The sequence below is a fragment of the Paenibacillus sp. FSL W7-1332 genome (genome assembly GCF_037969785.1).
Taxonomy (GTDB): Bacteria; Bacillota; Bacilli; order Paenibacillales; family Paenibacillaceae; genus Paenibacillus_AQ.
Genome location: NZ_CP150209.1, coordinates 2,285,315 through 2,307,492, shown reverse-complemented (window position 1 = coordinate 2,307,492; position 22,178 = coordinate 2,285,315). Strand labels below are relative to the sequence as shown.

The window sequence follows — 22,178 nt, the reverse complement described above, 5'->3', positions numbered from 1 at the left end:
ATTAACCCTCCTGTACAGTCAAATCTGCACTCAGCGTATCGTTCACATGTCTGCCTACCATCACACGGAACAAGCCAGGCTCAACCACCTGCTTGTAATCTTGACCGATATATTGAAGCTGTTCCGGTCCGACGGTAAATTCCACCTTGCACTGCTCTCCAGGCTGCAGAGAGATCTTGCGGAAGCCCTTCAGCTCACGGGCCGGTCTTGTATATTTGCTGGCCACATCGCTCACATACAATTGTACAACCTCGGACCCTTCCCGGTCTCCACTATTTGTAACATTCACAGAGACAACGGCGGATTCGCCTGTTCCGATCACTTCTGGCGTAACTTGAATATCCGAATAACGGAACTCGGTATAGCTAAGCCCGTATCCAAACGGATAACGCGGCTGAGAATCCTCTTCGAGGTAACGCTTACCGCGCGACCGCTTGCCGTTATAGTAAACCGGAAGCTGTCCGACATGCTTCGGTATCGACATCGTCAGCTTGCCGGACGGATTCACATCGCCGAACAAAATGTCCGCTACCGCATGTCCGCCCTCCTGACCCGGATACCATGCTTCCAGAATGGCATCGGCATGCTCGTCGATCCACGGCTCCGCAATCGGCCGGCCGTTGATATACACAACGATCATCCGTTTGCCAAGCTTATGAATCTCCTGGGCCAATTCCAATTGAACGCCGGATAACTGCAGCGTCATCCGGTCGATGCCCTCGCCGCAATCCATGTCGCTTAAAGCGTCATCCGTGACCTTCGATGCCCCTGTCCGCAGATCGATCGTGCCTTCGCCAAAGTCGCGTGCGCTGGAACCGCCAAGTACCATGACCACGGTATCGGCCTGATTCGCGCAAGTTAACGCGAATTCAAAACCTTCCCTGGATTCGTCCTTAATGCGACAGCCCGGTGCATACAATACACGATTCGCTTCATCACCCAGTTTTGCGCGGACTCCATCCAGTACGGTGGTCACGCTTGCAGGCGGCTGAGGAGACGTATAATCCCCAAGCTGATTGTAGCCCTGATCGGCGTTAGGTCCAATGACGGCAATCACGCCGCTTTCTTTGGATAACGGCAGGGCCTTGTTTTCATTTTTGAGCAGAACGATGCCTTCCGCCGCAAGCTGTCTGGCAAGTTCGACGTGATGCTGGCTGCCGATAACCTCCTCGGCTACCTGGGGATCCACGTAAGGATTCTCGAACAATCCAAGCTTGAATTTTAACGTCAATACACGGCGTACGGCCTCGTCCAATACGGAGACTTCCAGCTTGTTAGACTCGACAGCCTTCACAAGATGCTTACCGAACATCTCGCCCGACATCTCCATATCGATACCGGCACGAAGTGCCTGAACAGCGGCGTCCATCCCGTCTTCAGCGGTATCATGGCCGCTGGCCAGCATATCAATGGCGCCGCAGTCGGTGATTACCATGCCGTCAAAGCCCCACTCCTTGCGAAGAATCCCGTCAAGCAGCTCCGTATTAACGGTGCACGGCACGCCGTCAATCTCGTTATAAGCCGGCATAATGGATGCAGCTCCTGCCTCCACGGCTTTCTTGAACGGCAGCATGTCCACTTCCATCAATTCACGTGTTCCCATATGCACGGGCCCCGCATTTCTCCCGCCCTCGGAACTGCCATAACCTACAAAATGCTTCAACGTCGCCGCAACACTGCTCGGGCTGTCCAATGAATCACCTTGAAGGCCCTCTACCGATGCAACCGCATATTCGCTGATCAGGTATGGATCTTCGCCAAAGCATTCCTCGGTACGGCCCCATCTTGGGTCGCGCACGACGTCTAGAACTGGGGAATAAGTGACGGCACCGCCTTGGCTGCGCGTTTCGAGCGCCACGGCACGGCACATATCCCGGTACAAATCCACGTTCCATGTGCTCCCGATGGACAGCGGCACCGGAAAGACCGTCCCGCCGATAGCCATATGCCCATGCGAGCATTCCTCCCCGATCAGGATCGGGATGCCCAGACGCGATTCCTCAATGGCGTAGCGCTGGATATAGTTAACGGCTTCTGCTCCTTCACGCGGAGAAAGACCGGTCTCAAGTGTTACACCGGTCCATGGATCGGCGCGAAGGGTCCCGTAAAGGGATCCGACGCCGCCATTTTTCACTTGCTCTTTAAATGAATCCGTTAATGAAACCCGACCTTCATTTACTTCATAGGTCTTCCAGCCGAACGGCTGGGTTAGCTGCCCAACCTTTTCCTTCAGGTTCATCAGGCCAAGAAGATGTTCAACTCTTTCCGTAATGGGTTTACTGGAATCTTTATAAGTCATCTCATACCCTCCGGTACATGAAGAATTTATTCTTTAACCGCGCCGATGGTCAGACCTTGAATGAAATAGCGCTGGAAGAACGGATAAGCCAGAATAATCGGCCCCGTTGCCAGAACGACCATCGCCATCCGCGACGTATCCTGTGGCATGCTCTGCAGAGCGGCCATGCTAAGGGATGAATTCTGAGAGTTCTGCAGGATGAACTGCATGCTGGTCTCAATCCGCATGAGCATGGATTGCAGCGGAACCAGGTTCGGATCATCAATGTAGAGCAATGCGTTGAACCAGTCGTTCCAATATCCCAGGGTGCTGAATAACCCGATGGTTGCCAGACCCGGCAGGGATAGCGGCAATACCAGCTTGTAGAAAATTTTAAACTCGCTTGCACCGTCGATTTTACCGGATTCAATGATGGCATCCGGAACGCTGGTGCTGTAGAACGTTCGAAGAATCATAATATAGAAGGCGTTGAGCGCCAATGGCAGGATCAATGCCCAGATGGAATCTTTCAGACCAAGCAATTGCGTAGCAACGATATAAGTCGGTACCAGACCCCCGTTAAACAGCATCGTGAAAAATGCAAAGAACGCGAAGAAATTCCGATATCTGAAACCCTTTCGAGAGATTGCATAGGCATATAACGAGATGATAAACAAACTGATCAACGTTCCCACTACCGTTACAAAGATCGTAACACCATAAGAACGAAGTAGCGTATCGCCTGTCTGGAATACATATTTGTAAGCTTCAAGACTCCATTTCTCCGGCCAGATTTGGTAACCGTTGCGGGCCAGTGAGCCTTCATCTGTAAATGAAATGATCATAACGAACAGGAACGGAAATACACATAAGAACGAGAAAATACCGGCAATCAGGTTGAATACGACATTCCACCCGGATGAAAGCTGATGAAAATCTTTCATCTTGCTTTTAGATTTGAACACATCACATACCCCCTTCTTGGTAGATTGATCGATTAGAACAATGCATTATCCTTGTCATATTTACGAACGATATAGTTCGATACCATGACCAGAATAAATCCGACTACCGACTGGTACAGACCCGCAGCGGTACTCATTCCGATCTCGCCCGTTGTCTTCAGACCACGATATACATAGGTATCAATGACGTTCGTTACGGAATACAAGGTTCCCGAATCCCTTGGCACTTGATAGAAGAGACCAAAGTCAGCGTAGAAGATTTTACCGATCGCAAGAAGAGTCAAAATAGTCATCAGCGGTTTGAGCATCGGAAGCGTAATGGCTTTAATCTGCTGCCATTTGTTCGCTCCGTCAATCATGGCCGCTTCGTACAAGGATTTATCGATCCCCATGATCGCCGCCAAATAAACGACGCTGTTATAACCAACGGATTTCCACAAACTGATAAACGTCAGGAATATTGGCCAATACTTGGCCTCGGAGTACCATTGAACCGGCTCCATGCCAAACCAGCCCAGAATCTGATTCAGCATCCCTTTATCCATGCTCAGGAAACTGAATGCGAAGTAACCTACGATAACCCAGGACAGGAAATACGGCAGGAACATACCGGTTTGATAGACTTTCGCCAATTTCTTGTTCACGATTTCAGACAATACGATAGCCAGTGCTACGGATAGAATGAGACCTAGAATAATGAACACGAAATTATATAGAACGGTGTTGCGTGTAATGATGTAAGCATCGTTGGTACTGAACAGGAACTTAAAGTTCTGGAATCCTACCCATTCACTATTAACGATACTTGCCCAGAACCCGTCACGGCTAAAGCGGTATTCCTTGAATGCAATAATGGTCCCGAACATGGGCAAATATGAGAATAAGAGAAACCATAGGGTCCCCGGCAAAACCATGAACAGCATGGCCTTATTCGTCATAATATTTTTGAAAAACTGTCCGATCGCTCTCACGCTTACCCCTCCTCGTGATGTGCATGAAATGAACAAAAGAAGGGCGGGTGAACATCCGCCGCCCCGTCCTTGTTCATGCTGCAGCGGTACTGCTGTCCCTTAGGACAGGCAGGCCGCTTCATGCATTGTTATTACTTGCTTGCTTTCCAAGCATCAATTTGGCTTTGTGCTTCAGCGATGATCTTGTCCAGACCAGCAGCTTTCAGCTTTTCATTCGCTTTTGGCAGGAACTCCTCAGGATTCACGGTACCTGTCATCAGCGGCGCCCAGAACTCTTCTTTTACGTTGTTGACTGCTGCGAGCTCTGTGGATACTTTGGTTGGATCGAAGTTGAAACCGAGAAGCGGAGCAGGCTGGCCGGACTCGTTAAACTTCTTGAACTCTTCCCATTTGTTCTCAGGATCCTCAGGGTTCAAGTAAGTCAGCATGACATTACCAAGCGCGAAGGTAGGCATGTCGTAGTTTTTCGATTCAGGCAAGTTTTCCATTACGTTCTCGCTAAGCTTTTTGTAGTGCACGCCTTCGATACCGGAGTCAACCAGGTTACGAAGATATACGTCAGTGTTCAGGAGATTCAAGAACTCCATGGCTTTCTCAGGGTATTTCGAGTTAGCAGAAATCGCTTGCATCGAACCCATTACCGACCAGTTGAAGATCGTTGCGTCGCCAGCCGGAGTGGAAACGACCGGATAGCCGTAACTTTGGCTCCACAGATTGTCTGCGAACGGCTGCGTTGCCGCACGGTCCGTGAACCAGTTGCCGGATGTCATCAAATCTTGCGTCGAAGTTGTTGTCGCTGCTTCTGGGGAAATGTATCCCGCTTTGTAGTACTTGTTCATCAATTTAAGCATGTCCATCGTTTCCGGCATTTCGAGGAAGTTCACAACTTTCAGCTCTTCCTTGTCATCCAGGTAAACGGCCATTGGCATTTTTTCGATGATGTAGTCAAATGGAAGCAACGGACCGAAGTCTTTGCTGATAGCCAAAGGAACGACATTCGGTTCTTTTTCCTTAATCGTTTTAAGCAGTGGCTCCAAACTTTCCATCGATTTCACGTTCGAAATATCGAGGTTGTATTTATCAAGCAGCGTTTTGTTAAAGCGCCATGCTTCTTGAGCAGGAAGCTCTTTGTTTGCCGGAATTGCATAGTTGTGACCGTCAACCTTGGAACCTTCCAGGAACGCAGGGTCAATCGCGTCTTTAATGCCTTTTCCATGGCTTTCAATCAGCTCGTCCAATTCCATGAATGCGCCTTTACGTGCATTTTGCACATAGTCAAACGCCCATGAGCTGGTGAACAGGATATCCATCGGTTCGCCGGAAGCTGCCATAACTTGCATCTTCTGGTTGTAATCACCGAAGTCGATCATTTTCATGTCAACGGTTACACCAATCTTCTCAGCAGTGTATTTATTGATTTCTTCTTCAACCTTGTCGACATCCTTTTGAGGTGTTCCGATGGTGTACCAGATCAGCTCAACCGGTTTCTCGGCAGTTCCCCCGCCGGATCCTGCACTCTCTTCTTTGTTGCCTCCGCATGCCGACAACAGCATGGATGCAGACAATAGCAGCGTTAGCGGCAGGAGCCATTTCTTTTTCGATTTACTCATGTTTATCCTCCCTTTTGAATCCTTTGTGTCTCTACACTTATAAGGTTATCCCATGAAAGCAGTTTCACATAGGCGAAAAATTAAAGGTATTATGGTGAAAATAAAGAAAAAAACTCTGATTAAATTAATCAGAGCATTCCTCGAAATTCCCTCGGCGATACGCCGACGAATTTTTTGAACTGTTTATAGAAATAACCAGTTTCCCAATAACCTACATTTTTCGCAATATCCTGCACTTTCGTCGAAGTGTTTCGGAGCAGCTCCTTGGCACGTTCAATCCGGTATCGGTTAATATACTCCGTAAAGTTCTCTCCTGTCTCTTTATGGAACAGATGCCCCAGGTAGACGGGATGAATATGATATTGGGCGCCTAACACCTTCAGTGACAAATCCTCGTTATAATGGTGCTGGATATGATGCAGAATCTGCTGGATGACAGGACTCTTCACGTCATTGTTGAGCGAATCGACCAGCCCGCCAACTCCTTCCTTCACGGCCGTAATCAGATCGTCGATCGATACGGAATCCATAATATCGGTAATCGTATTTTTCACAAAATCAGGGGCTGCCGTGTATTGGATATCGTTCAGCTCCAGCTTCAGGCGAATGACCATCTCGACCGCGATGCTCTTGAGTGTCGTTGGGATCATCCCCTGCGTATGACGAAGCCGATCAAAATCACTGTCAATCAAATCAAACAGCACCTGTTTATCCCTTCCGGCGATGCCTTTGGCATATTCGGGCCACTGTACGGAATAGGATTCCGCCGCTTCTCCCTTCTTGGCCTGAACATCAACATAATCCACGTAGGAGGGCTGCTCCAGAACGAGATAGTATTCCTGTGCCTCCTTGGCGTGAAGATAACTGTCCTTATAATTACCGCCGAGGCTTTCCACGCTGCCAAGCGAGATGGACAACTCTTCTTCATAGCAGTACTCGCGCACCTGCTGCAGGAGCCGGATGGCTCTCGCTTTTTCCGTGTCCGGGTCTTTCATCATAAAAATCACCACGTGATCGCCGTCGTTGTCCCGGAAATACAGAACACCCGGCTCCTGATCCATTAATTGATACAGACAGCTCTCCAGCGGCGTGAAATCGGCTCTCAGAATAGACGCCATGACGTAAGGCAAATTCAGATTCAGCCCCAGAAGGGTCGCCCGCTCCTCCAGCTCCTCCGGCTCAATCCGGTCCGTGATCCAGCGATACAGAATATTGCTCCGCAAAATGTTGATGTCGTACTCGTCCAGTCTCATTTCCCTTCTGGATTTGTTCATTTTATCCGTTGTGCTGGCAATCGTTTCTTCCAGTTCCTTCAGATTGATTGGCTTGAGCAAGTAATTCTCGATCCCCAGACGCATGCCTTCCTTCAAATAGGCAAAATCGTCGAAACCGCTCAGGATGATCACCTTCAGATTACGGTTTAATTTACGTGCGCCTTCAATCAATTCAAGTCCCGTCATGACAGGCATCGATATATCCGTAATGAGAATATCAACAGGAATGACCGCCATCTTCTCCAGCGCCTTGCGCCCATTCTCCGCATGACCGACCACCTCGATGCCATACTTCGACCAATCCACGACGTCATATAATCCCTCTATAATGAACGGCTCATCGTCCACGATAAACACTTTATACATCGTTATTCAGCTTCCCTTCTGCCACCGGAAATTTGACTGTCACCGTCGTACCGTTACCCGGCTCACTCTGGATGTCCATTCCGTACGAACTTCCAAACGTCAGCTTTAACCGCTCATTCACACTCCGCAGACCAAACGATTCTTCACTCGACTCGGCCATCTCCAGCCGGGATTTGATCTCCTCTAGCTGCTCCGGCTCGATCCCTTTCCCGTTATCCTTAATCTCGATCACGACATCCCCATCCTGCTGCGCCGCGTTTATCGTCAGCCAGTTATCATCCTGGTCGCTGCGCAGCCCATGAACGATGTAATTCTCAATCAGTGGCTGCAGTGACATTTTCATCATCGGCACATGCTTGATTTGTTCCTCACAGTGCATTTTGTAAATATACTTGTCCTTATAGCGAATGCGAAACAGTTCCAGATAGAGCCTACACGCCTCCAGCTCATCCTTCAGCGTATAGTGGGACTTGTGCTGAACGATATTCTTGAACAGCATCGATAAGCTGTAGATCATATCGCCAACATCCTGCGCCCCTTGCGAGAGAGCTCTCATTCGAATCACTTCGAGCGTATTATAAAGAAAATGCGGATTAATTCTGGCTTGCAATGCAGACAGCTCCGCGTTCTTCTGGTTAATTTCCGCCTTGTACACCTTGTCGATATACCGGGAAAGCTCGTCCAGCATTTCATTAAAGCTGCCCGCAATTTGCCCCAGCTGATCATCCTTGGTATCCTGCATCCGCGCCACGAACTCTCCCTTCTCAACCTTACGCATAAAACGGATAATGTTATCTGTCCGCTTGGAGTAATTCACGATCATCAGCGAAGGAATGGACACAGCAATCACGATGCACAGCAGGGCAGCAATCATGATGGTGCTCTGCACGCCATGGAAAGATTCAGCGATCTCACGTTTAGGCGTAATGCCAACCACCGTATAACCTGCCTGATTGTGCGCTGCCGTTGTAATATACGATTCTTCATCGAGGTTCACGGTTTCCTTGGAATTCAGCAGCCGGTCGGCATACGGATATTTCTCGCCGTAATATTTGCCTGAGGAATCAAACATTACGCGGCCGTCGCCGGATAAAACCATTACGGATCCCTTCAATGGATCTTCGCCACTGTTCAGGACGGCATCCAGTGCTTCCGTTCGATATAAAATAACCAGCTGCCCCAGATTCTTGTAGGTGGTCATATCATTAATCGGGCTCCGGATCGAGAATAACGGTAATGTCACGTCTCCGGCCAGCTTACGCACCCATAGATTCGGCAATGTGACACTCTGGCTTTCGAGGGCCATCACGTCGGGGATGTAAGAATGCGTCGCATTCGCCTGGTAGAGCCTTGTCATGCTGCCCTGCTTGTAAACATACACATACTGCTTCTCGGCACTGTACAGCATAATATTCTCGATATCCGGATCATCGTCCAGCCTCTGCTTAAAGTAAGCGACCACGCTATCTGAATTGGACTGCCCTCCGCCCGCAATCCGGTTCATTCGCTTCGCCATGTACTCATTAAACGAGTTCATGAGAAAATAGGAAGTGTCAATGCCTAGAGAGGTGTTGCGATACAGCTCATTCACATAGGACTGCGCATTCACATATTTTTGATTCACATGCCGTTCCACCCGCTCAACCGCGCTTCGCTGAATGTCCAGTTCACTGCGAACGGCCGATTGAAACAAGAAATAATACATAAGAAAAGATAAGGTGACAATGGTAACCACCGCAATCAGGGAGATTAACAGCAGCATCTTGGTAAACATATTATTTTTGATATATTTTTGATAAAACCTAGCAGGAGACATCGGTTTCCCCTTCCTGATGCAAACGTTGTTACTGCGTAACATATTAAATATAACATCGGCAGACCGTCACCATTGGATGAAATTTCTACCAAGTTATGAAGGTGTAATTTGCCTATTTTAGATCAATTTAGGGGCCGGTATTCCCCCTGGTTCATAGCATGAATCAGGAAGGAGAGGGTTTACAATGCCCCAATACCGCATTATTGTCGATTTATCCGATTATCAGCTGCACCTGCTGGATGGCACCTCGTGGTACGTACGTTCCCGGTTGCCATCGGCAAAATGGCTACACAGACGCCGCCAGGCAATTACACCATCATAAACAAGCAGCCAAATCCCGGGGGACCGTTCGGAGCCTATTGGTTAGGGTTGTCCAAACCCCATTACGGCATCCATGGAACGAACGACCCTTCATCCATCGGACGCTCCGTTTCCCTTGGATGTATTCGGATGTACAACGAGGATGTGACGGAGCTGGCTTCCCTCGTGCCCATCCATACCCGGGTCACCATACGAAACTGATAACATAAACTGGTGATTTCAAATCCCTCCAAATTGGTTAAATACAAATGTTACATAGTACCTATGTATTTACTAATCGTTGTATGGAGGGATTTGCCCATGATGCAGAGCAAATATTTCAGGACATGCTTTGGCATAATCGCACTGCTCTTGATCATTTATCTCGGTTCCGAAATCAGCTTTTTGTTCCGGCCAATCGTCTCCATGTTCAATATGCTGATCGTTCCCGTCGCGATGGCCGGCTTCTTCTATTATCTGCTCAGGCCGATCGTAGACTACCTGGAGCGGCGGAAAATCAAACGATCCATTGGCGTCCTGATGCTGTATTTCGTGTTTGCCGGTCTCTGCGCCATCTTCGGCATTGTGGTGTGGCCGACACTGCGCGAACAAATCGAAAATTTTATCAGCAATACCCCCTTTTTGGTAGAGGGCGTGCAGGAACAGATTGACCAGCTGCAGCAGAATCGATTCTGGTCACGCTATATACCAACGGAATCCGAGCTGTCCACCTCACTGACGGAGTATATGAATCGGATCATTACCTGGATCAGCAACTCCATCAACAACCTGATTACCGTTGTATCGAGCGTTGTCGTTATTATTGCTACGATTCCGATCATTCTGTACTACATGCTGAAGGAAGGCGGCAAGCTTCCGCCCAGGCTGCTCAGTGTCCTGCCAAGACGATACCGCCGCGATGGCCAGGAGGTGCTGGGTGAGATCGATACGGCACTCAGCAATTTTATTATCGGCAAAGTGATCCTGAATCTTATACTTAGCATGATGATTTATATCGGATTTCTGATCATCGGGCTTCCCTATTCTTTGCTCTTGACGGTCATTTCCTTCTTCTTGAATTTCATCCCGTATATCGGAGCGCTGCTGGCGACCATTCCCGCCGTCATTATCGGATTTATCGAATCTCCTTCCATTGCGATATGGTCCGTTGTCGTTATTGTCATCGCACAGCAGATCCAAGATAATATTCTGACACCGGTCATCTACGGGAAACAGCTTGATATTCACCCGTTGACCACGATTGCCCTCATCCTTGTAGGCGGCGATTTCTTCGGGCTGCTGGGCATCCTGCTCGCCATTCCGGCTTACATGATCATCAAAATTATCGTGGTACGGATTTACGAACTGTTCCTTGCCGAAAAAGTAGAAGACGCATCATGAACTCGCCTTACTGGAGACATACATTTCCATTTGCACAAAAAAGGACGTCCCCGCCAACTTCACGATGGCTGCTGGGGACATCCTTTATTTAAAGAATCACGCATTGCCGCGCAAGGATCGAACCACAAAATAATGCTCGTCCTTGCGCAATATCATGCCATTTGACAGGGTAACGGTATCCTCATCGTGAGAAGTCAGGATGGCCTGTGATGACACCAGTCGGTTGCCCCTCCATATCATGACGGAAGATCCGAAATAGACGGCATTATCGAATTGAATGGTATGGTTCACGACATAACCGATGGAGTTCAAGGCCGGGTATGCGTTTCTCGGCATAATTCTATGAATGGCACGAAACGGTATAACAAGCTCACCCGGGCCAAGAATCACTTTTTCCTGAACGGGGTCCCATCCTTTCAACACACCTTCAACCGTGCTTTTTGCCCCGTCTAAACGCTGAATGACAACATGACGACCAATCCAATGTTTCATGAAGGTCACCTCTCGCGGATTATTCATCTCCATCGCCCGGCGTGTTCGGAATGTCCCAATTCACCGGATCCATACCCTTTTGCATTAAAAAAGCATTAGATGCTGAAAATGGACGACTACCGAAGAATCCTTTATGCGCTGCAAACGGACTCGGATGACTGGACTCAAGCACCTTATGCCGGCTTCGGTCTATGAAGGAGCCTTTCTTCTGTGCGTAACTTCCCCATAATATAAAAACCATCGGCTGATCGCGTTCATTCAGTTTCGTAATGACCGTATCGGTGAATTTCTCCCACCCGATCCCTTTGTGTGAGTTCGGCTCGCCTTCGCGAACCGTAAGCACGGCGTTAAGCAGCAGCACCCCTTGATCCGCCCACGATTGCAAGGAACCGTGATTGGGAATCGAGATTCCCAGATCCGAAGCAAGCTCCTTATGTATATTTCGTAAAGACGGAGGAATCGCAACCCCGGGCGAGACGGAAAAGCTCAGCCCCTGCGCCTGTCTTCGACCGTGATAAGGGTCTTGTCCCAAAATAACGACTTTCGTCGATTGGTACGATGTTTGCTGAAGAGCCCGAAATATATCTTCCTTGGGGGGATACACCGTGCAGCGCCGGTATTCCTCGTCCACCCGTTCCATCAACGCTTGAAAATAAGGCTTATCCATTTCTCCCTGCAGAATAAGGTCCCAATCATTGTTAAACATCCGCATGTCTCCTCTCTCCTCCTCACACAGGCCAGCATGGAATCATAAAAGAATGCGATTTCTATAATCGGAACACCAACATCTTCCGTTCAATTTGAATCAAATAACAACACGCATCATGAGTTGACCTTGTGTCGATTTAAAAAATAAGCCGGCACCCATACGGGGGCCGACTTATTTTGCATCTTACCAGACGCTGTTATAATGCCGAGGACGGGGGTCGAACCCGTACGGTAGTCACCTACCGCAGGATTTTAAGTCCTGTGCGTCTGCCAATTCCGCCACCCCGGCATATTTATCCGCGCATGTTCCTAGCGTCGTTCACGTTCACTTACATAACCGAAGGTACGCGTGGAATTCGCAATATTTTGCGATCTCATTCCGATATCTAGGTGTGCACATTTCGTCTTAGCGACAAAATTGATAATACCATGTCCAACCATATGATGTCAATATATGAAACTCATAATTTTTCGCATCACCCTATCCAAAGCCTCATGCTCGATAGCTTCAAGCCTCCGCGCTAACCCATCCGTTCGAATCCTTCCGCTTTCCGTAAAGAATAATTTTACCGTAATCACCAAATGATAAATATGCTTGCACTGTCATTTGCGAAGACTAGAACAACAGAGAAAAGGATACCGCTCACCATGAAAAAACTCTCAACCGTCATATGGATCGCTCTCTCCATCTCCCTTTGCCATCAACATGTTGTCAACGCCAGCCATGCGCCATCCGCTTCCAAGGGCAGGGGTTATTATGAGGAACGAGGCGAGATAGTATGGGAAGTCCCCACTCACAATAAAGTAATTGCTCTTACCTTTGACGATGGTCCGGACGCGCAGAACACCGTTCAAATTCTGGATCTGCTAAAGCAATATGACGCAAAAGCCACCTTCTTCGTTGTTGGCAGCCGGGTGGAGAAGCACCCCGAGATCGTAGCGCGGGAGCTGCAGGAAGGCCATGAAATCGGCAATCACTCTTACTCCCATCCTCCTTTTCACAATATTAATGTCAGCAAGTTAACAAACGAGTTAAACCAGACGCAAGATGCGATCTTTCAGGCAACCGGCATTCGAACCGTCCTGTTTCGTCCACCGGGAGGCAGCTATAATGAAGCAATTGTCCGCACGAGCAAGGATTTCGGTATGCTGACCGTATTATGGTCATGGCATCAAGATACGCTCGACTGGCGAAAGCCCGGCGTTAACCGGATCGTTAAAAAAGTGCTGGATAATGCCCATAATGGAGACATCGTACTTATGCACGACTTTGTGCCAAGCAGTACACAGACGGTAGAGGCTCTCAAAGTGATTTTACCGGAGCTGCAAAAGAGAGGCTACGAGTTTGTGACCGTTTCGGAGCTGCTCTCCTATCACGAGAAAACGCGTAAGTTCATTGAAGTAAACCATTAAGGGAATGGATGACCTACAACGTTCTAGAATAACCGCTGCCTTCTGATGGTAACGGTTATTTTTTCGAAGCGGTTGGATCGGAAAAACACAGAGTCTAATTTCCTCTTGAATATATCAATTCCATTTGATAAGATACAGAACGAACGTTCAGTATATAAATTTCGAATAGCTTTCAAGGCTATAAGGGGGTGCATGCGTGAATAAAAAACAACAACAAACCGAAGATACCAAGCGACGAATAGCGGAAGCCGCCAAGGCTCTTTTTATGCAGAAGGGTTACAAATCAACGTCAATAGAGGAAATCGTTGAAGCCACAGGCAGCAGCAAAGGGAATATCTATTATCATTTCAAGAGCAAGGAAGGGCTGTTTCTGTATCTGGTTGAGGAATGGGACCTCGAGTGGGAACAGAAATGGAACAGCAAAGAGCAGCATTACACCACCACCGTTGACAAGCTGTATGGAATAGCCGATCAATTGGTGTTTGATGATCTGAACCACCCCTTCTCTAAGGCGCTTGATGAATTTATAAACAGCAATGGTGATGTTAGCGAAGAAGTAGAACAAAGAGTCGTCCAGATTATTAGGAGCCATTTGGAATTCAATCAGAAAGTGCTGCAGCAAGGGATGGATCGCGGGGAGTTTGAGAATCATAATGTGGAGCAGCTGTCCGTTATCTTTGAGAGCCTCATTGTTGGCTTAAGCCAGATGTCGCGTATAACGAAGGTTGAAAATGCGCTTGCCCTTTATCATGCCGCCATCAAAGTATTTCTGCATGGCATTGAGAAGAAATCATGAAAAATAAATACTTTTTTTCATGCACTATCACAAACCGAACGTTCAGTATATAAGTAACCGAATTACAATCATTTCATCATATGTCTTTATTAAATCGTCTTTTATTTTTGGAGGAATCATCATGTCATTACTCATGCGAAACAATGGAGCCATTCTGCTCCTCATGTTCAATATATTTCTAGTCTTCACCGGGATCGGGCTTGTCATACCTATTATGCCAACCTATATGACGGAACTGCATATCAGCGGCAGCACGGTCGGTATGCTCGTTGCCGCTTTTTCATTAACACAGCTGTTATTCTCCCCACTTGCGGGAAGATTGTCAGACACCATGGGTCGTAAAAAAATCATAATCTCCGGCATGATGGTGTTCGCCGTATCGGAATGGTTGTTCGGAGCTGCCAGCACACCGCCGCTCCTGTTTGCCTCAAGAATGCTGGGCGGTATCGGCGCTGCACTCATTATGCCCGCTGTTATGGCCTACACGGCTGACGTGACCTCGAATGAGGAACGCGCCAGAGGCATGGGGTTCATTAATGCTGCGATTACGACAGGCTTCATCATCGGACCGGGTATCGGAGGATTTATCGCCGAGTTTGGCATTCGCGTGCCTTTCTACGCCGCGGCCGTTGCGGGAGGTATTGCCGCGCTGGTAACGCTGCTGCTGCTACCGGAATCATCCGCCAAGCAGGAAGCACCTACCGTGCTGGGACGGAAGAAGGAGAGCCTGGCCGTTCAGCTGGTGCGATCTTTCAAGGAACCGTACTTCCTAAGTTTGATCATTGTATTTGTGCTCTCGTTCGGGCTTGCCAATTATGAAACGGTGTTCGGCCTGTTTGTGGATCATAAATTCGGGTTCACCCCTAAAGATATTGCCATGATCATCACGTTTGGGTCGATTGCGGGTGCCGTCGTCCAAGCAACGATATTCGGTTGGATCCTGAACCGCTTCGGTGAGAAACGAGTCATTACGCTCAGTTTGCTTACCGCGGGAATCTGTATCCTGTTAACCCTGTTCGTGCATAAATACTGGCTCATATTCCTTGTAACCTTCTTGGTATTCCTGTCGATCGACATCTTGCGTCCCGCTATCGGAACGCAAATGTCTAAGCTGGCGAAGGATCAGCAAGGCTACGTGGCCGGCCTGAACTCGGCGTACACCAGTCTGGGAAATATTGCGGGGCCGCTGGTTGCAGGATATCTGTTTGATTTGGACATCAACTTTCCTTATATCTCCGCGTCCATCGTTCTCATCCTCTGCTTCTTCCTGGCCATGCGTGCAGGCAGAGCCTGGACCGCTACAGAGGCCGTCATGAATGAACGGTGACGAAAGGTAACGACTTCCTGACCGTTTACAGCTAATCATTGAACAAGACCCCGCCGGTAGCTTCTGGCGGGGTCCTGTTTTTGATTATGTATTTTTAATAGGCCACCAGGACAATCATCGCCAATAAAGCCACCAGGGCAAACAATAGAGACCATCCCAATTCAAACCGTCTTTTTTCTTTATATGCCTTGAAAGCCTTCCTTGATTCAAATACAAATACGATCACCAAGAAGGCGAGCAACACCGGAAGTCCCCAGGATTGATTTAATACCCACTCTGACACCTTCATCCCCCATCCTATATGCTAAAATGAGCTGCATCCAACCAGCAGCAGCCGTATAAATAAGTCTGTTCCCCTACGACTCCATTAAAATGTACCGTAAGTCGCCCCCGATTACAAATCTCGCTTGGCCGAATCATCAATCTCCCGGAGGCAAATCGTTGAATTCAAAATTATCTCGACCATATAGTAAAGTAATTTGATTAGTCAAGACAAACGAATAAGAGGAGGAACAGCATGTCAGCTACTAATAAAATCAGTTGTCCGATAAATTGGAGAGAAAAATCTCCTGCTTGCTGTATCTTGCACTCGTCTGTAGAAATAAGGGTGTAGTAGTCCTGGATCTTGTTCCATTGGGTGTTGAATATTTGGTATAATCCTTCCGAGGTGAAAATGATGAACGGAAAGAAGTTTGTTATTATCATGGTTCTTATCTTGCTGATAATTGGCGCTTGTTCTTTAGTCCTAGCGCAAGTCTTGAATTCAATCGGGCGCCCAGATTTATAGAAACTCTCCTTCTTCACCATAGTTTTTCATGCAACTAAACAGCCCTATAAACAGCAAAAAACCCTTGCATCGCAAGGGTTTTCGATAAAGTGGGCCCTGAGGGACTCGAACCCCCGACCAGTCGGTTATGAGCCGACCGCTCTAACCAACTGAGCTAAGGGCCCTGAACATACATGTACACATAAACATAAGGACGTCATACATACATCGTTTAAAAATTGGTTGCGGGGGCAGGATTTGAACCTGCGGCCTTCGGGTTATGAGCCCGACGAGCTACCGAACTGCTCCACCCCGCGTCAATGCTGTATCAAACAGCGACAAGAATAAATATACACCATAACCCTACATCAAGTCAAGTACTGTTTTAATGGAATTTCCTCAAGGCATAAACCGCACGCCATAACGGCCCTTTTTGGAACGGTAAACCTCCACCATCCGCGGATCATGATACCCGAACAGCCAGCCATCCTGCTCCAAACGTTTCGCAAAGCACCCTGCCTGAAATTTGCTTGTATACAGCTTTCCGTAATATACCCAATTCATCCTATGCGACTCCTTACCCGAATGATAATGTAATGCTGTCATATTATGTCCATTCTTCCACAAAAAAAACACAGATCAATAAACTTCTTCACGATCTCCCGATAAAAAAACAATCAGCCATACCCTTACCACATCGTGATACGGATACGATTGATTGTCACCTTAGGTAAACCGCGCCTATTGGCCGTCAGCCTCCGCAAACCGGGCGGCAATGCTCATAAGCTCCTGCTCCATCGAATTCATCATCTGGATGAAATTCATCAGCTGCGCCTTTGTCTCCTCGGCCTCCGTACGAAACCGCTGCTGGGAAACGCCCTCCCATTCGGCATTCAACGTTTCAATGACCTGGGACAATCGGGCGACCAATTCTCCGCCGTAGTCACTCCCGCTTCGAATGTCTGCCGCAGCGCGGCGCAGCTCCTCGGGGGATACCTCTATGCGTCCTGACATGGATCTACCTCACTCCTCCCTTTATAGATATCTTCTCGTTTGTTATGTAGGCTTCGTCTCAGCCAGTACGATCTGAAACTGTTCTTCCTCTTCGTCCTGGTAACCGGTAAATATAATCTCCTGGATATCCTCATGATTAAAGACGTAGGCAAACTCCGGGCTGACATAACCTTCCGGATATGGACAAGCTAAATAGTCGAACATTTGCGGCTGATCAAGCGCCAGAATTTGCTTTCGACCATAGATCACGAGCTTCTTCTCGCCTTCTTTCAAAATGACAATCGATCCGTTTGGCAGCAGCTGCTGCGTCATAACTACCCTCTCCTTTTCTTGCTCTTCCGGTGCGGTGCCGCAGGCGTACGGCCCTGATTCATTTTATTCAGAAACGCGGCGTTCCGCTGCTCCTTCGGCAATCCCAATACGGGATAATGAGCTTTTAGCTTATCCATGTTGTTCTGGATGAACATATACCGCTGAATGAAAACTACGGCCATGTACAGACCGAGAATCAACAACACGGAAAAAGCCGCCATGCCCATTACAAATCCGCCGAGATCGCCGGTTACCGCCACCACGACGTAATAAGCCGTATAACCTATAGCCGCAAACAGTAAGGCCGCTTTACCGACGCTGCCATTGCGCTCCATAGACTGGTAGGTGCCTTGCTGCAGCGCTCTAAAATGCAGCACATAAAACACAAGGAGAAGCAGAAGCATCACCGCTGCCGAACTAAGCCCATACAGAATCGATTCAACTCCGGCCATGTCATACATCATTTTGAGGATAGCGATCTGACAAGTGACCGCCAGAGCCAGTCCGTATATTCCCAAATACAGCACAAAACCGACTTCAGACCGGTACGGATTTGCACTCAGGCCAATTCCCCATAGCAGCATAACCACCCACACCGCCGCAGCCACATACATATATACCGACATCATCGGCGCTGCCAGCGTGACCAGCGCAGGGATCAGCATAATGAATAAAAAACAAACGATGCCGCCCCGTATCTGCTCGGCGGGGATCAGCCGGAAATGAAACTGTTCTTCCTCTGAAATCTTTGCGCTCATCCATGACACTCCCTTTATTTGAACCATCCGGCAATCGTTGAACCTATCTTCTCCGCCCCCATTTTCAATCCTTCGGTTACGGTATCTTTCTTCCCGTCCCCGTCAAAATCCGTAAACTTGATGCCGTCCATAACATAGGAAGCACCCACCGATACGCCGAAACCGATGGCCGCACCCGCAAGGGTGCCAATCGGACCGCCCACTGCTGTCCCAATCAGCGCGCCTGCCTTAGCGCCAGCCGCAGCGGATGCCACGACGGTACCCACACCGACACCCACATCAACTACAGCATCTCCGGCTATCTTTGCCCCGCTCTTGTTCTCGTTGATATTCGTCACCAGATTTCCCACCGTTTGCATGGCGATGCCTGCATAACCAAGTTTACCGCCCTTCCAGCTTAGCGAGTCTTTAACAGCCGCGCCGGGTAGGACGTATTTCGGGATTCGGGGGTGATTCCGCCAGTTGTATTCGGCATAGGATTTTTTGCGGATATTAGCCAGCATCCCGTTCGTCACATTGGCTCTCATATTGCCGCGCTTGTCTTTCTCAAGCCACACGCCAAAGCCGTTCCGGTACATATCCCAGTATTTGTACATCGTACCCGATGCCGTTGCCGTTCCGAACAATACCCCTGCGGCCGCTAGCGGATTACTCTTCCATTGATCCGCCGTTCCGCCGAAAGGCGCAAGCGCATTGAATTCAACCCCCGCTGCCGTCACGGGCGGGTGCGTGTTCTTGTTCCCGTTCTGTGCCAGACTCGCCTGAAGCAGCAGATGCGGACTAACCTGGGCAACCGATTGCTTGCCGAAGTTGAGATTGCTGCCGAGCGATTGATCCGTCTGCGAAAAATCACCCGCCTTTTTCACCAGTTGCCCTCGATTTTGCTCCAGACGGCTAACCACCGACTGGCAAGCGGCCCTGCATTGGGCCAGGCGCTGTTCGACCTGGGCACGATGACGCGTCTCCCAGGATATGCTCTGGATACGCTGCTGCATGCGCTCCTGAAGCTGCTGAACTTCTCGTGCAATATCAGATACCGCTGCTCCTTGCTGGTTCAGCATGTCAGGTACCACACGTATTTTAGTCATAACTAATCCTCCATATCGTTGATCGAGAAGGTATAACTTGAAAGTACAGGATCATGATGCAGCCCTTTCTCACTTAATGCGCTCAATGACCGCGCCAAGCTCCCGAATAATTTCCGTTACCGTTGCGCCCCAAATTTGATCCTCTTCGCCTTCATTGCGAATCAGCCAGTTGGAATGCTGTCCTCTCAACAGTTCGATTCCCTGTATTCTACAGTTCAGATCCGGGCAATAGTACGCTGTGAAGGTTGCATATCTCTCTGGATGGCTGACGCTTTCGGCCAAGGCGGAAACGACCGATTCCGGGTAGCCTTGTGCAAGCAAATACTTCCGTGGCTCCTGCTCCCCTTGCTCGGCACTCATCCATTGCTGGAACCAGCCTTTAGGCATAGCCAATGGAGCTGTATCCCGGTTCTTCTTATCCTCCAGCTGCAGGTGACTGATGATTTTAAGCCAAGCCTCCGAAGGGGTTCCCAGCGCTTCTAGCACATAGACTCTCGCTCCGTCAGGACCGCTTTCAATATCAGCCTTTACAACCAGACTTGAACTGTAATAAATGAAACACTCCTTCTGCGCTTCGTCGGAACCGGACACCCTCATATGTATCGTTAACAGGGTCCGGCTGCATACTTCTATGTATTCCAGCAGTTCCTGCACAAGAACCGGCTCGTTACCCGCCGTATCGATCAATCCTTTCTCCTGCAGCTCCTGCTCAATCTTGGCCACCTCTACAGGCATCTCCTCGGCCAGCGTTCCGCGAAAAGGGTCCTCTAACCCAATGACAGCCCGCGCACCGACGATGCCGGTTAGTACAAAGAATTGTTTGCCGGTCAGTTTGATCCTGGATGAAACTTCCAAAGATCTCTCCTCCTTACGGTCAGTCCCGCCTATTTTGTGTTTAAATCTGAGGTTATCATTACTATTATAGGTGAGACGTCTCCTTCCCCTCTACCAAGTCGTGGCCCTAAATTTATAGGAACATATACCCAAATCAGCCGATCTTCAAACGATTCATCAATAAAATAATCATGACCACCCGTCCAACGGGTGGTTTGCTCTTGGGGTATAACCCCTTGTTGCCAAACTGCGCCTAAAGACGCTAGCCTGACCATAACTCTGTTCAGGCTCATTGTTATTTGTCACTTTCACTTACCAGTTAAACTGGTTTATTTCTTTTTGCCCCTGTTGCTGTTGAATGGATCTTCGTACTCTTTTACACTCAACTTATCCATGGCTTGATCATGTGCCTCTTGTTCACGAATGTACTTCGCTACTGTTGCTTCATTCAAACCTACTGTACTCACATAATATCCTTCTGCCCAAAATTTTCGATTCCCGTATTTATATTTTAGTTGTGCATGCTTCTCGAAGATCATTAACGAACTTTTCCCCTTTAGATATCCCATGAATGATGAGACTGAAATTTTCGGCGGGATAGCCACCAACATATGGACATGATCGGGCATCATGTGGCCTTCTATAATTTCTACTCCTTTGTACTTACATAAGCGTTTGAAAATTTCTATTAAGTCTCTTCTTACTTGATTATAGATCTCTTTCCGTCTATACTTCGGGGTAAATACAATGTGGTATTTGCACATCCACTTTGTGTGAGCTAGGCTGTAGCTCTTGGTTGCCATTTGAGAACATTCCTTTCTTTGAGCCTGAACATCTCAATTTTATTGGAATGGTCTCAGTGGTCAAACCCTCAATCCCTCCACCCGCATAGCGGGTGGTTTTTTGTTTCGCGCGTTTCACGCACTCAACTGGCTAAAGCCATAATAAAAAAAAACATTCCCGGATCGAAATCACCTCTGGAATGTTCTTATACTCATATTAGATTAGTCGGATCTTCCTGCTGGATAATTCCGTGATATAGAATCGTCATCAGCTGTTCACTGACCGCGTTCAAGCTTCCCAAACCATGGTACCATTCGGTCCGTGCCGTAAATTCCTTGATGAAAGTCAGGAATGCGACCAGTACCTGGGGAGAGATATCTTTCCGTATCTGTCCAAGCTGCTGGCCTTTAAAGATCAGCATTTCGAATTCCGGAACAACGAATTTCTGGTTGAATTGAAGCAGCTTGTCCATCTGCTCCGGGAATTTGGCCAGATCCGACACAAATTTCTGGGATACCAACGCCGAAAATTTGTCCTGATCCCTGTAAAAGACCTTTAACGCCTCAAGCGGATCTTTTGCCTGATCCATAATATCACGGTATAGCGCCATGAGCTCCTCGACCATCCGGTCCACCACATGGTCCAATAAGCCCTCTTTGCTCTGATAGTAGTTATAAATCGTCATTTTGGAAACGGGGACCGCTTCGGCAATCTGCTCCATGCTCGTCTGCAAAATCCCCTGCTCCATGAACAACCGCTTCCCGGCTTCAAGCACTGCTTCTTTCTTTGCATTCATCTGTTAGACTAAATCCCTTCTATATAAGCATAAGGACACCGATAGCTGCCTGCAGCCGCGTACAGTCCTAATGTAACGATCCAGCCATCCGCTGTCAACCCGGCATCCTC

At 48.4% G+C, this 22,178-nt stretch carries 21 protein-coding genes, 3 tRNA genes and 1 pseudogene; 5 read left to right on the top strand and 20 right to left on the bottom strand.

The window, feature by feature from the left end; genetic code table 11:
• Position 1: 1 nt before the first annotated feature.
• The 6 genes from MKX98_RS10055 to MKX98_RS10030 all read right to left on the bottom strand — a co-directional run bounded on the left by MKX98_RS10055 (position 2) and on the right by MKX98_RS10030 (position 9,238).
• On the bottom strand, positions 2-2,299 hold the full coding sequence (locus tag MKX98_RS10055) for a glycoside hydrolase family 3 N-terminal domain-containing protein (protein ID WP_220686014.1): 2,298 nt from the start codon (positions 2,297-2,299) through the stop codon (positions 2-4).
• Between the two features lie 26 nt (positions 2,300-2,325).
• Entirely contained in the window at positions 2,326-3,222 is an 897-nt protein-coding gene (locus MKX98_RS10050; RefSeq protein ID WP_071223071.1) for a carbohydrate ABC transporter permease, read from the bottom strand.
• A gap of 53 nt (positions 3,223-3,275) precedes the next feature.
• Entirely contained in the window at positions 3,276-4,205 is a 930-nt protein-coding gene (locus MKX98_RS10045) for an ABC transporter permease subunit (RefSeq protein WP_220687483.1), read from the bottom strand.
• A gap of 140 nt (positions 4,206-4,345) precedes the next feature.
• Positions 4,346-5,824 carry an ABC transporter substrate-binding protein gene (locus MKX98_RS10040; protein ID WP_220686015.1) on the bottom strand — a complete coding sequence of 493 codons (1,479 nt, stop codon included), beginning with the start codon at positions 5,822-5,824 and terminating at the stop codon, positions 4,346-4,348.
• A 128-nt stretch (positions 5,825-5,952) separates the two neighbouring features.
• Positions 5,953-7,464 carry a response regulator transcription factor gene (locus MKX98_RS10035; RefSeq protein WP_220686016.1) on the bottom strand — a complete coding sequence of 504 codons (1,512 nt, stop codon included), beginning with the start codon at positions 7,462-7,464 and terminating at the stop codon, positions 5,953-5,955.
• A complete protein-coding gene (locus tag MKX98_RS10030) occupies positions 7,457-9,238 on the bottom strand; it encodes a sensor histidine kinase (protein WP_308116312.1) in 1,782 nt (593 codons plus the stop codon). The genes MKX98_RS10035 and MKX98_RS10030 overlap by 8 nt, the downstream gene beginning before the upstream one ends.
• A gap of 226 nt (positions 9,239-9,464) precedes the next feature.
• Between MKX98_RS10030 and MKX98_RS10025 the strand changes: the two are divergent.
• Positions 9,465-9,802, top strand: a pseudogene (locus tag MKX98_RS10025) (L,D-transpeptidase).
• Between the two features lie 99 nt (positions 9,803-9,901).
• On the top strand, positions 9,902-10,981 hold the full coding sequence (locus MKX98_RS10020; RefSeq protein ID WP_220686017.1) for an AI-2E family transporter: 1,080 nt from the start codon (positions 9,902-9,904) through the stop codon (positions 10,979-10,981).
• Positions 10,982-11,077: 96 nt separating this feature from the next.
• Here MKX98_RS10020 and MKX98_RS10015 read toward each other — a convergent pair whose 3' ends face one another.
• From MKX98_RS10015 to MKX98_RS10005, 3 genes are all read right to left on the bottom strand, one after another.
• Complete coding sequence (locus tag MKX98_RS10015; RefSeq protein ID WP_194545109.1) at positions 11,078-11,473, bottom strand: hypothetical protein; 396 nt, start codon at positions 11,471-11,473, stop codon at positions 11,078-11,080.
• Between the two features lie 19 nt (positions 11,474-11,492).
• The gene (locus MKX98_RS10010; RefSeq protein WP_339222844.1) at positions 11,493-12,179 is read right to left on the bottom strand and encodes a uracil-DNA glycosylase; all 687 of its coding nucleotides are present in this window, start codon (positions 12,177-12,179) and stop codon (positions 11,493-11,495) included.
• A 205-nt stretch (positions 12,180-12,384) separates the two neighbouring features.
• A tRNA-Leu gene (locus MKX98_RS10005) sits at positions 12,385-12,470 on the bottom strand.
• Between the two features lie 359 nt (positions 12,471-12,829).
• Between MKX98_RS10005 and MKX98_RS10000 the strand changes: the two genes are divergently transcribed.
• From MKX98_RS10000 to MKX98_RS09990, 3 genes are all read left to right on the top strand, one after another.
• The gene (locus MKX98_RS10000; RefSeq protein WP_339222842.1) at positions 12,830-13,594 is read left to right on the top strand and encodes a polysaccharide deacetylase family protein; all 765 of its coding nucleotides are present in this window, start codon (positions 12,830-12,832) and stop codon (positions 13,592-13,594) included.
• 196 nt (positions 13,595-13,790) lie between these two features.
• On the top strand, positions 13,791-14,390 hold the full coding sequence (locus MKX98_RS09995; protein ID WP_194541696.1) for a TetR/AcrR family transcriptional regulator: 600 nt from the start codon (positions 13,791-13,793) through the stop codon (positions 14,388-14,390).
• Positions 14,391-14,511: 121 nt separating this feature from the next.
• Complete coding sequence (locus MKX98_RS09990; protein ID WP_194541695.1) at positions 14,512-15,717, top strand: MFS transporter; 1,206 nt, start codon at positions 14,512-14,514, stop codon at positions 15,715-15,717.
• 94 nt (positions 15,718-15,811) lie between these two features.
• On the opposite strand, the gene MKX98_RS09985 is transcribed toward MKX98_RS09990, so the two are convergent.
• The 11 genes from MKX98_RS09985 to MKX98_RS09935 all read right to left on the bottom strand — a co-directional run bounded on the left by MKX98_RS09985 (position 15,812) and on the right by MKX98_RS09935 (position 22,068).
• Positions 15,812-16,006: a hypothetical protein gene (locus MKX98_RS09985; protein ID WP_162487659.1), complete on the bottom strand. Its 195-nt coding sequence runs from the start codon at positions 16,004-16,006 to the stop codon at positions 15,812-15,814.
• A gap of 588 nt (positions 16,007-16,594) precedes the next feature.
• Positions 16,595-16,668 (bottom strand) — tRNA-Ile (locus MKX98_RS09980).
• Between the two features lie 55 nt (positions 16,669-16,723).
• Positions 16,724-16,800: transfer RNA gene (locus MKX98_RS09975), tRNA-Met, on the bottom strand.
• 82 nt (positions 16,801-16,882) lie between these two features.
• Positions 16,883-17,047: a hypothetical protein gene (locus MKX98_RS09970; RefSeq protein ID WP_164817394.1), complete on the bottom strand. Its 165-nt coding sequence runs from the start codon at positions 17,045-17,047 to the stop codon at positions 16,883-16,885.
• 177 nt (positions 17,048-17,224) lie between these two features.
• The gene (locus tag MKX98_RS09965; protein ID WP_071223018.1) at positions 17,225-17,497 is read right to left on the bottom strand and encodes a WXG100 family type VII secretion target; all 273 of its coding nucleotides are present in this window, start codon (positions 17,495-17,497) and stop codon (positions 17,225-17,227) included.
• A gap of 42 nt (positions 17,498-17,539) precedes the next feature.
• Positions 17,540-17,809 (bottom strand): DUF4176 domain-containing protein, encoded by a 270-nt coding sequence (locus MKX98_RS09960; RefSeq protein WP_194541692.1) that lies wholly within the window; start codon positions 17,807-17,809, stop codon positions 17,540-17,542.
• Positions 17,810-17,811: 2 nt separating this feature from the next.
• Positions 17,812-18,567 (bottom strand): hypothetical protein, encoded by a 756-nt coding sequence (locus MKX98_RS09955; protein WP_339222837.1) that lies wholly within the window; start codon positions 18,565-18,567, stop codon positions 17,812-17,814.
• Positions 18,568-18,581: 14 nt separating this feature from the next.
• Positions 18,582-19,655 carry a WXG100 family type VII secretion target gene (locus tag MKX98_RS09950; protein ID WP_339222835.1) on the bottom strand — a complete coding sequence of 358 codons (1,074 nt, stop codon included), beginning with the start codon at positions 19,653-19,655 and terminating at the stop codon, positions 18,582-18,584.
• 69 nt (positions 19,656-19,724) lie between these two features.
• Positions 19,725-20,510: a hypothetical protein gene (locus MKX98_RS09945; protein ID WP_339222833.1), complete on the bottom strand. Its 786-nt coding sequence runs from the start codon at positions 20,508-20,510 to the stop codon at positions 19,725-19,727.
• Positions 20,511-20,818: 308 nt separating this feature from the next.
• Positions 20,819-21,292 (bottom strand): IS200/IS605 family transposase, encoded by a 474-nt coding sequence (gene tnpA, locus MKX98_RS09940; RefSeq protein WP_339217207.1) that lies wholly within the window; start codon positions 21,290-21,292, stop codon positions 20,819-20,821.
• Positions 21,293-21,483: 191 nt separating this feature from the next.
• A complete protein-coding gene (locus tag MKX98_RS09935; RefSeq protein WP_339222831.1) occupies positions 21,484-22,068 on the bottom strand; it encodes a TetR/AcrR family transcriptional regulator in 585 nt (194 codons plus the stop codon).
• Positions 22,069-22,178: the final 110 nt, after the last annotated feature.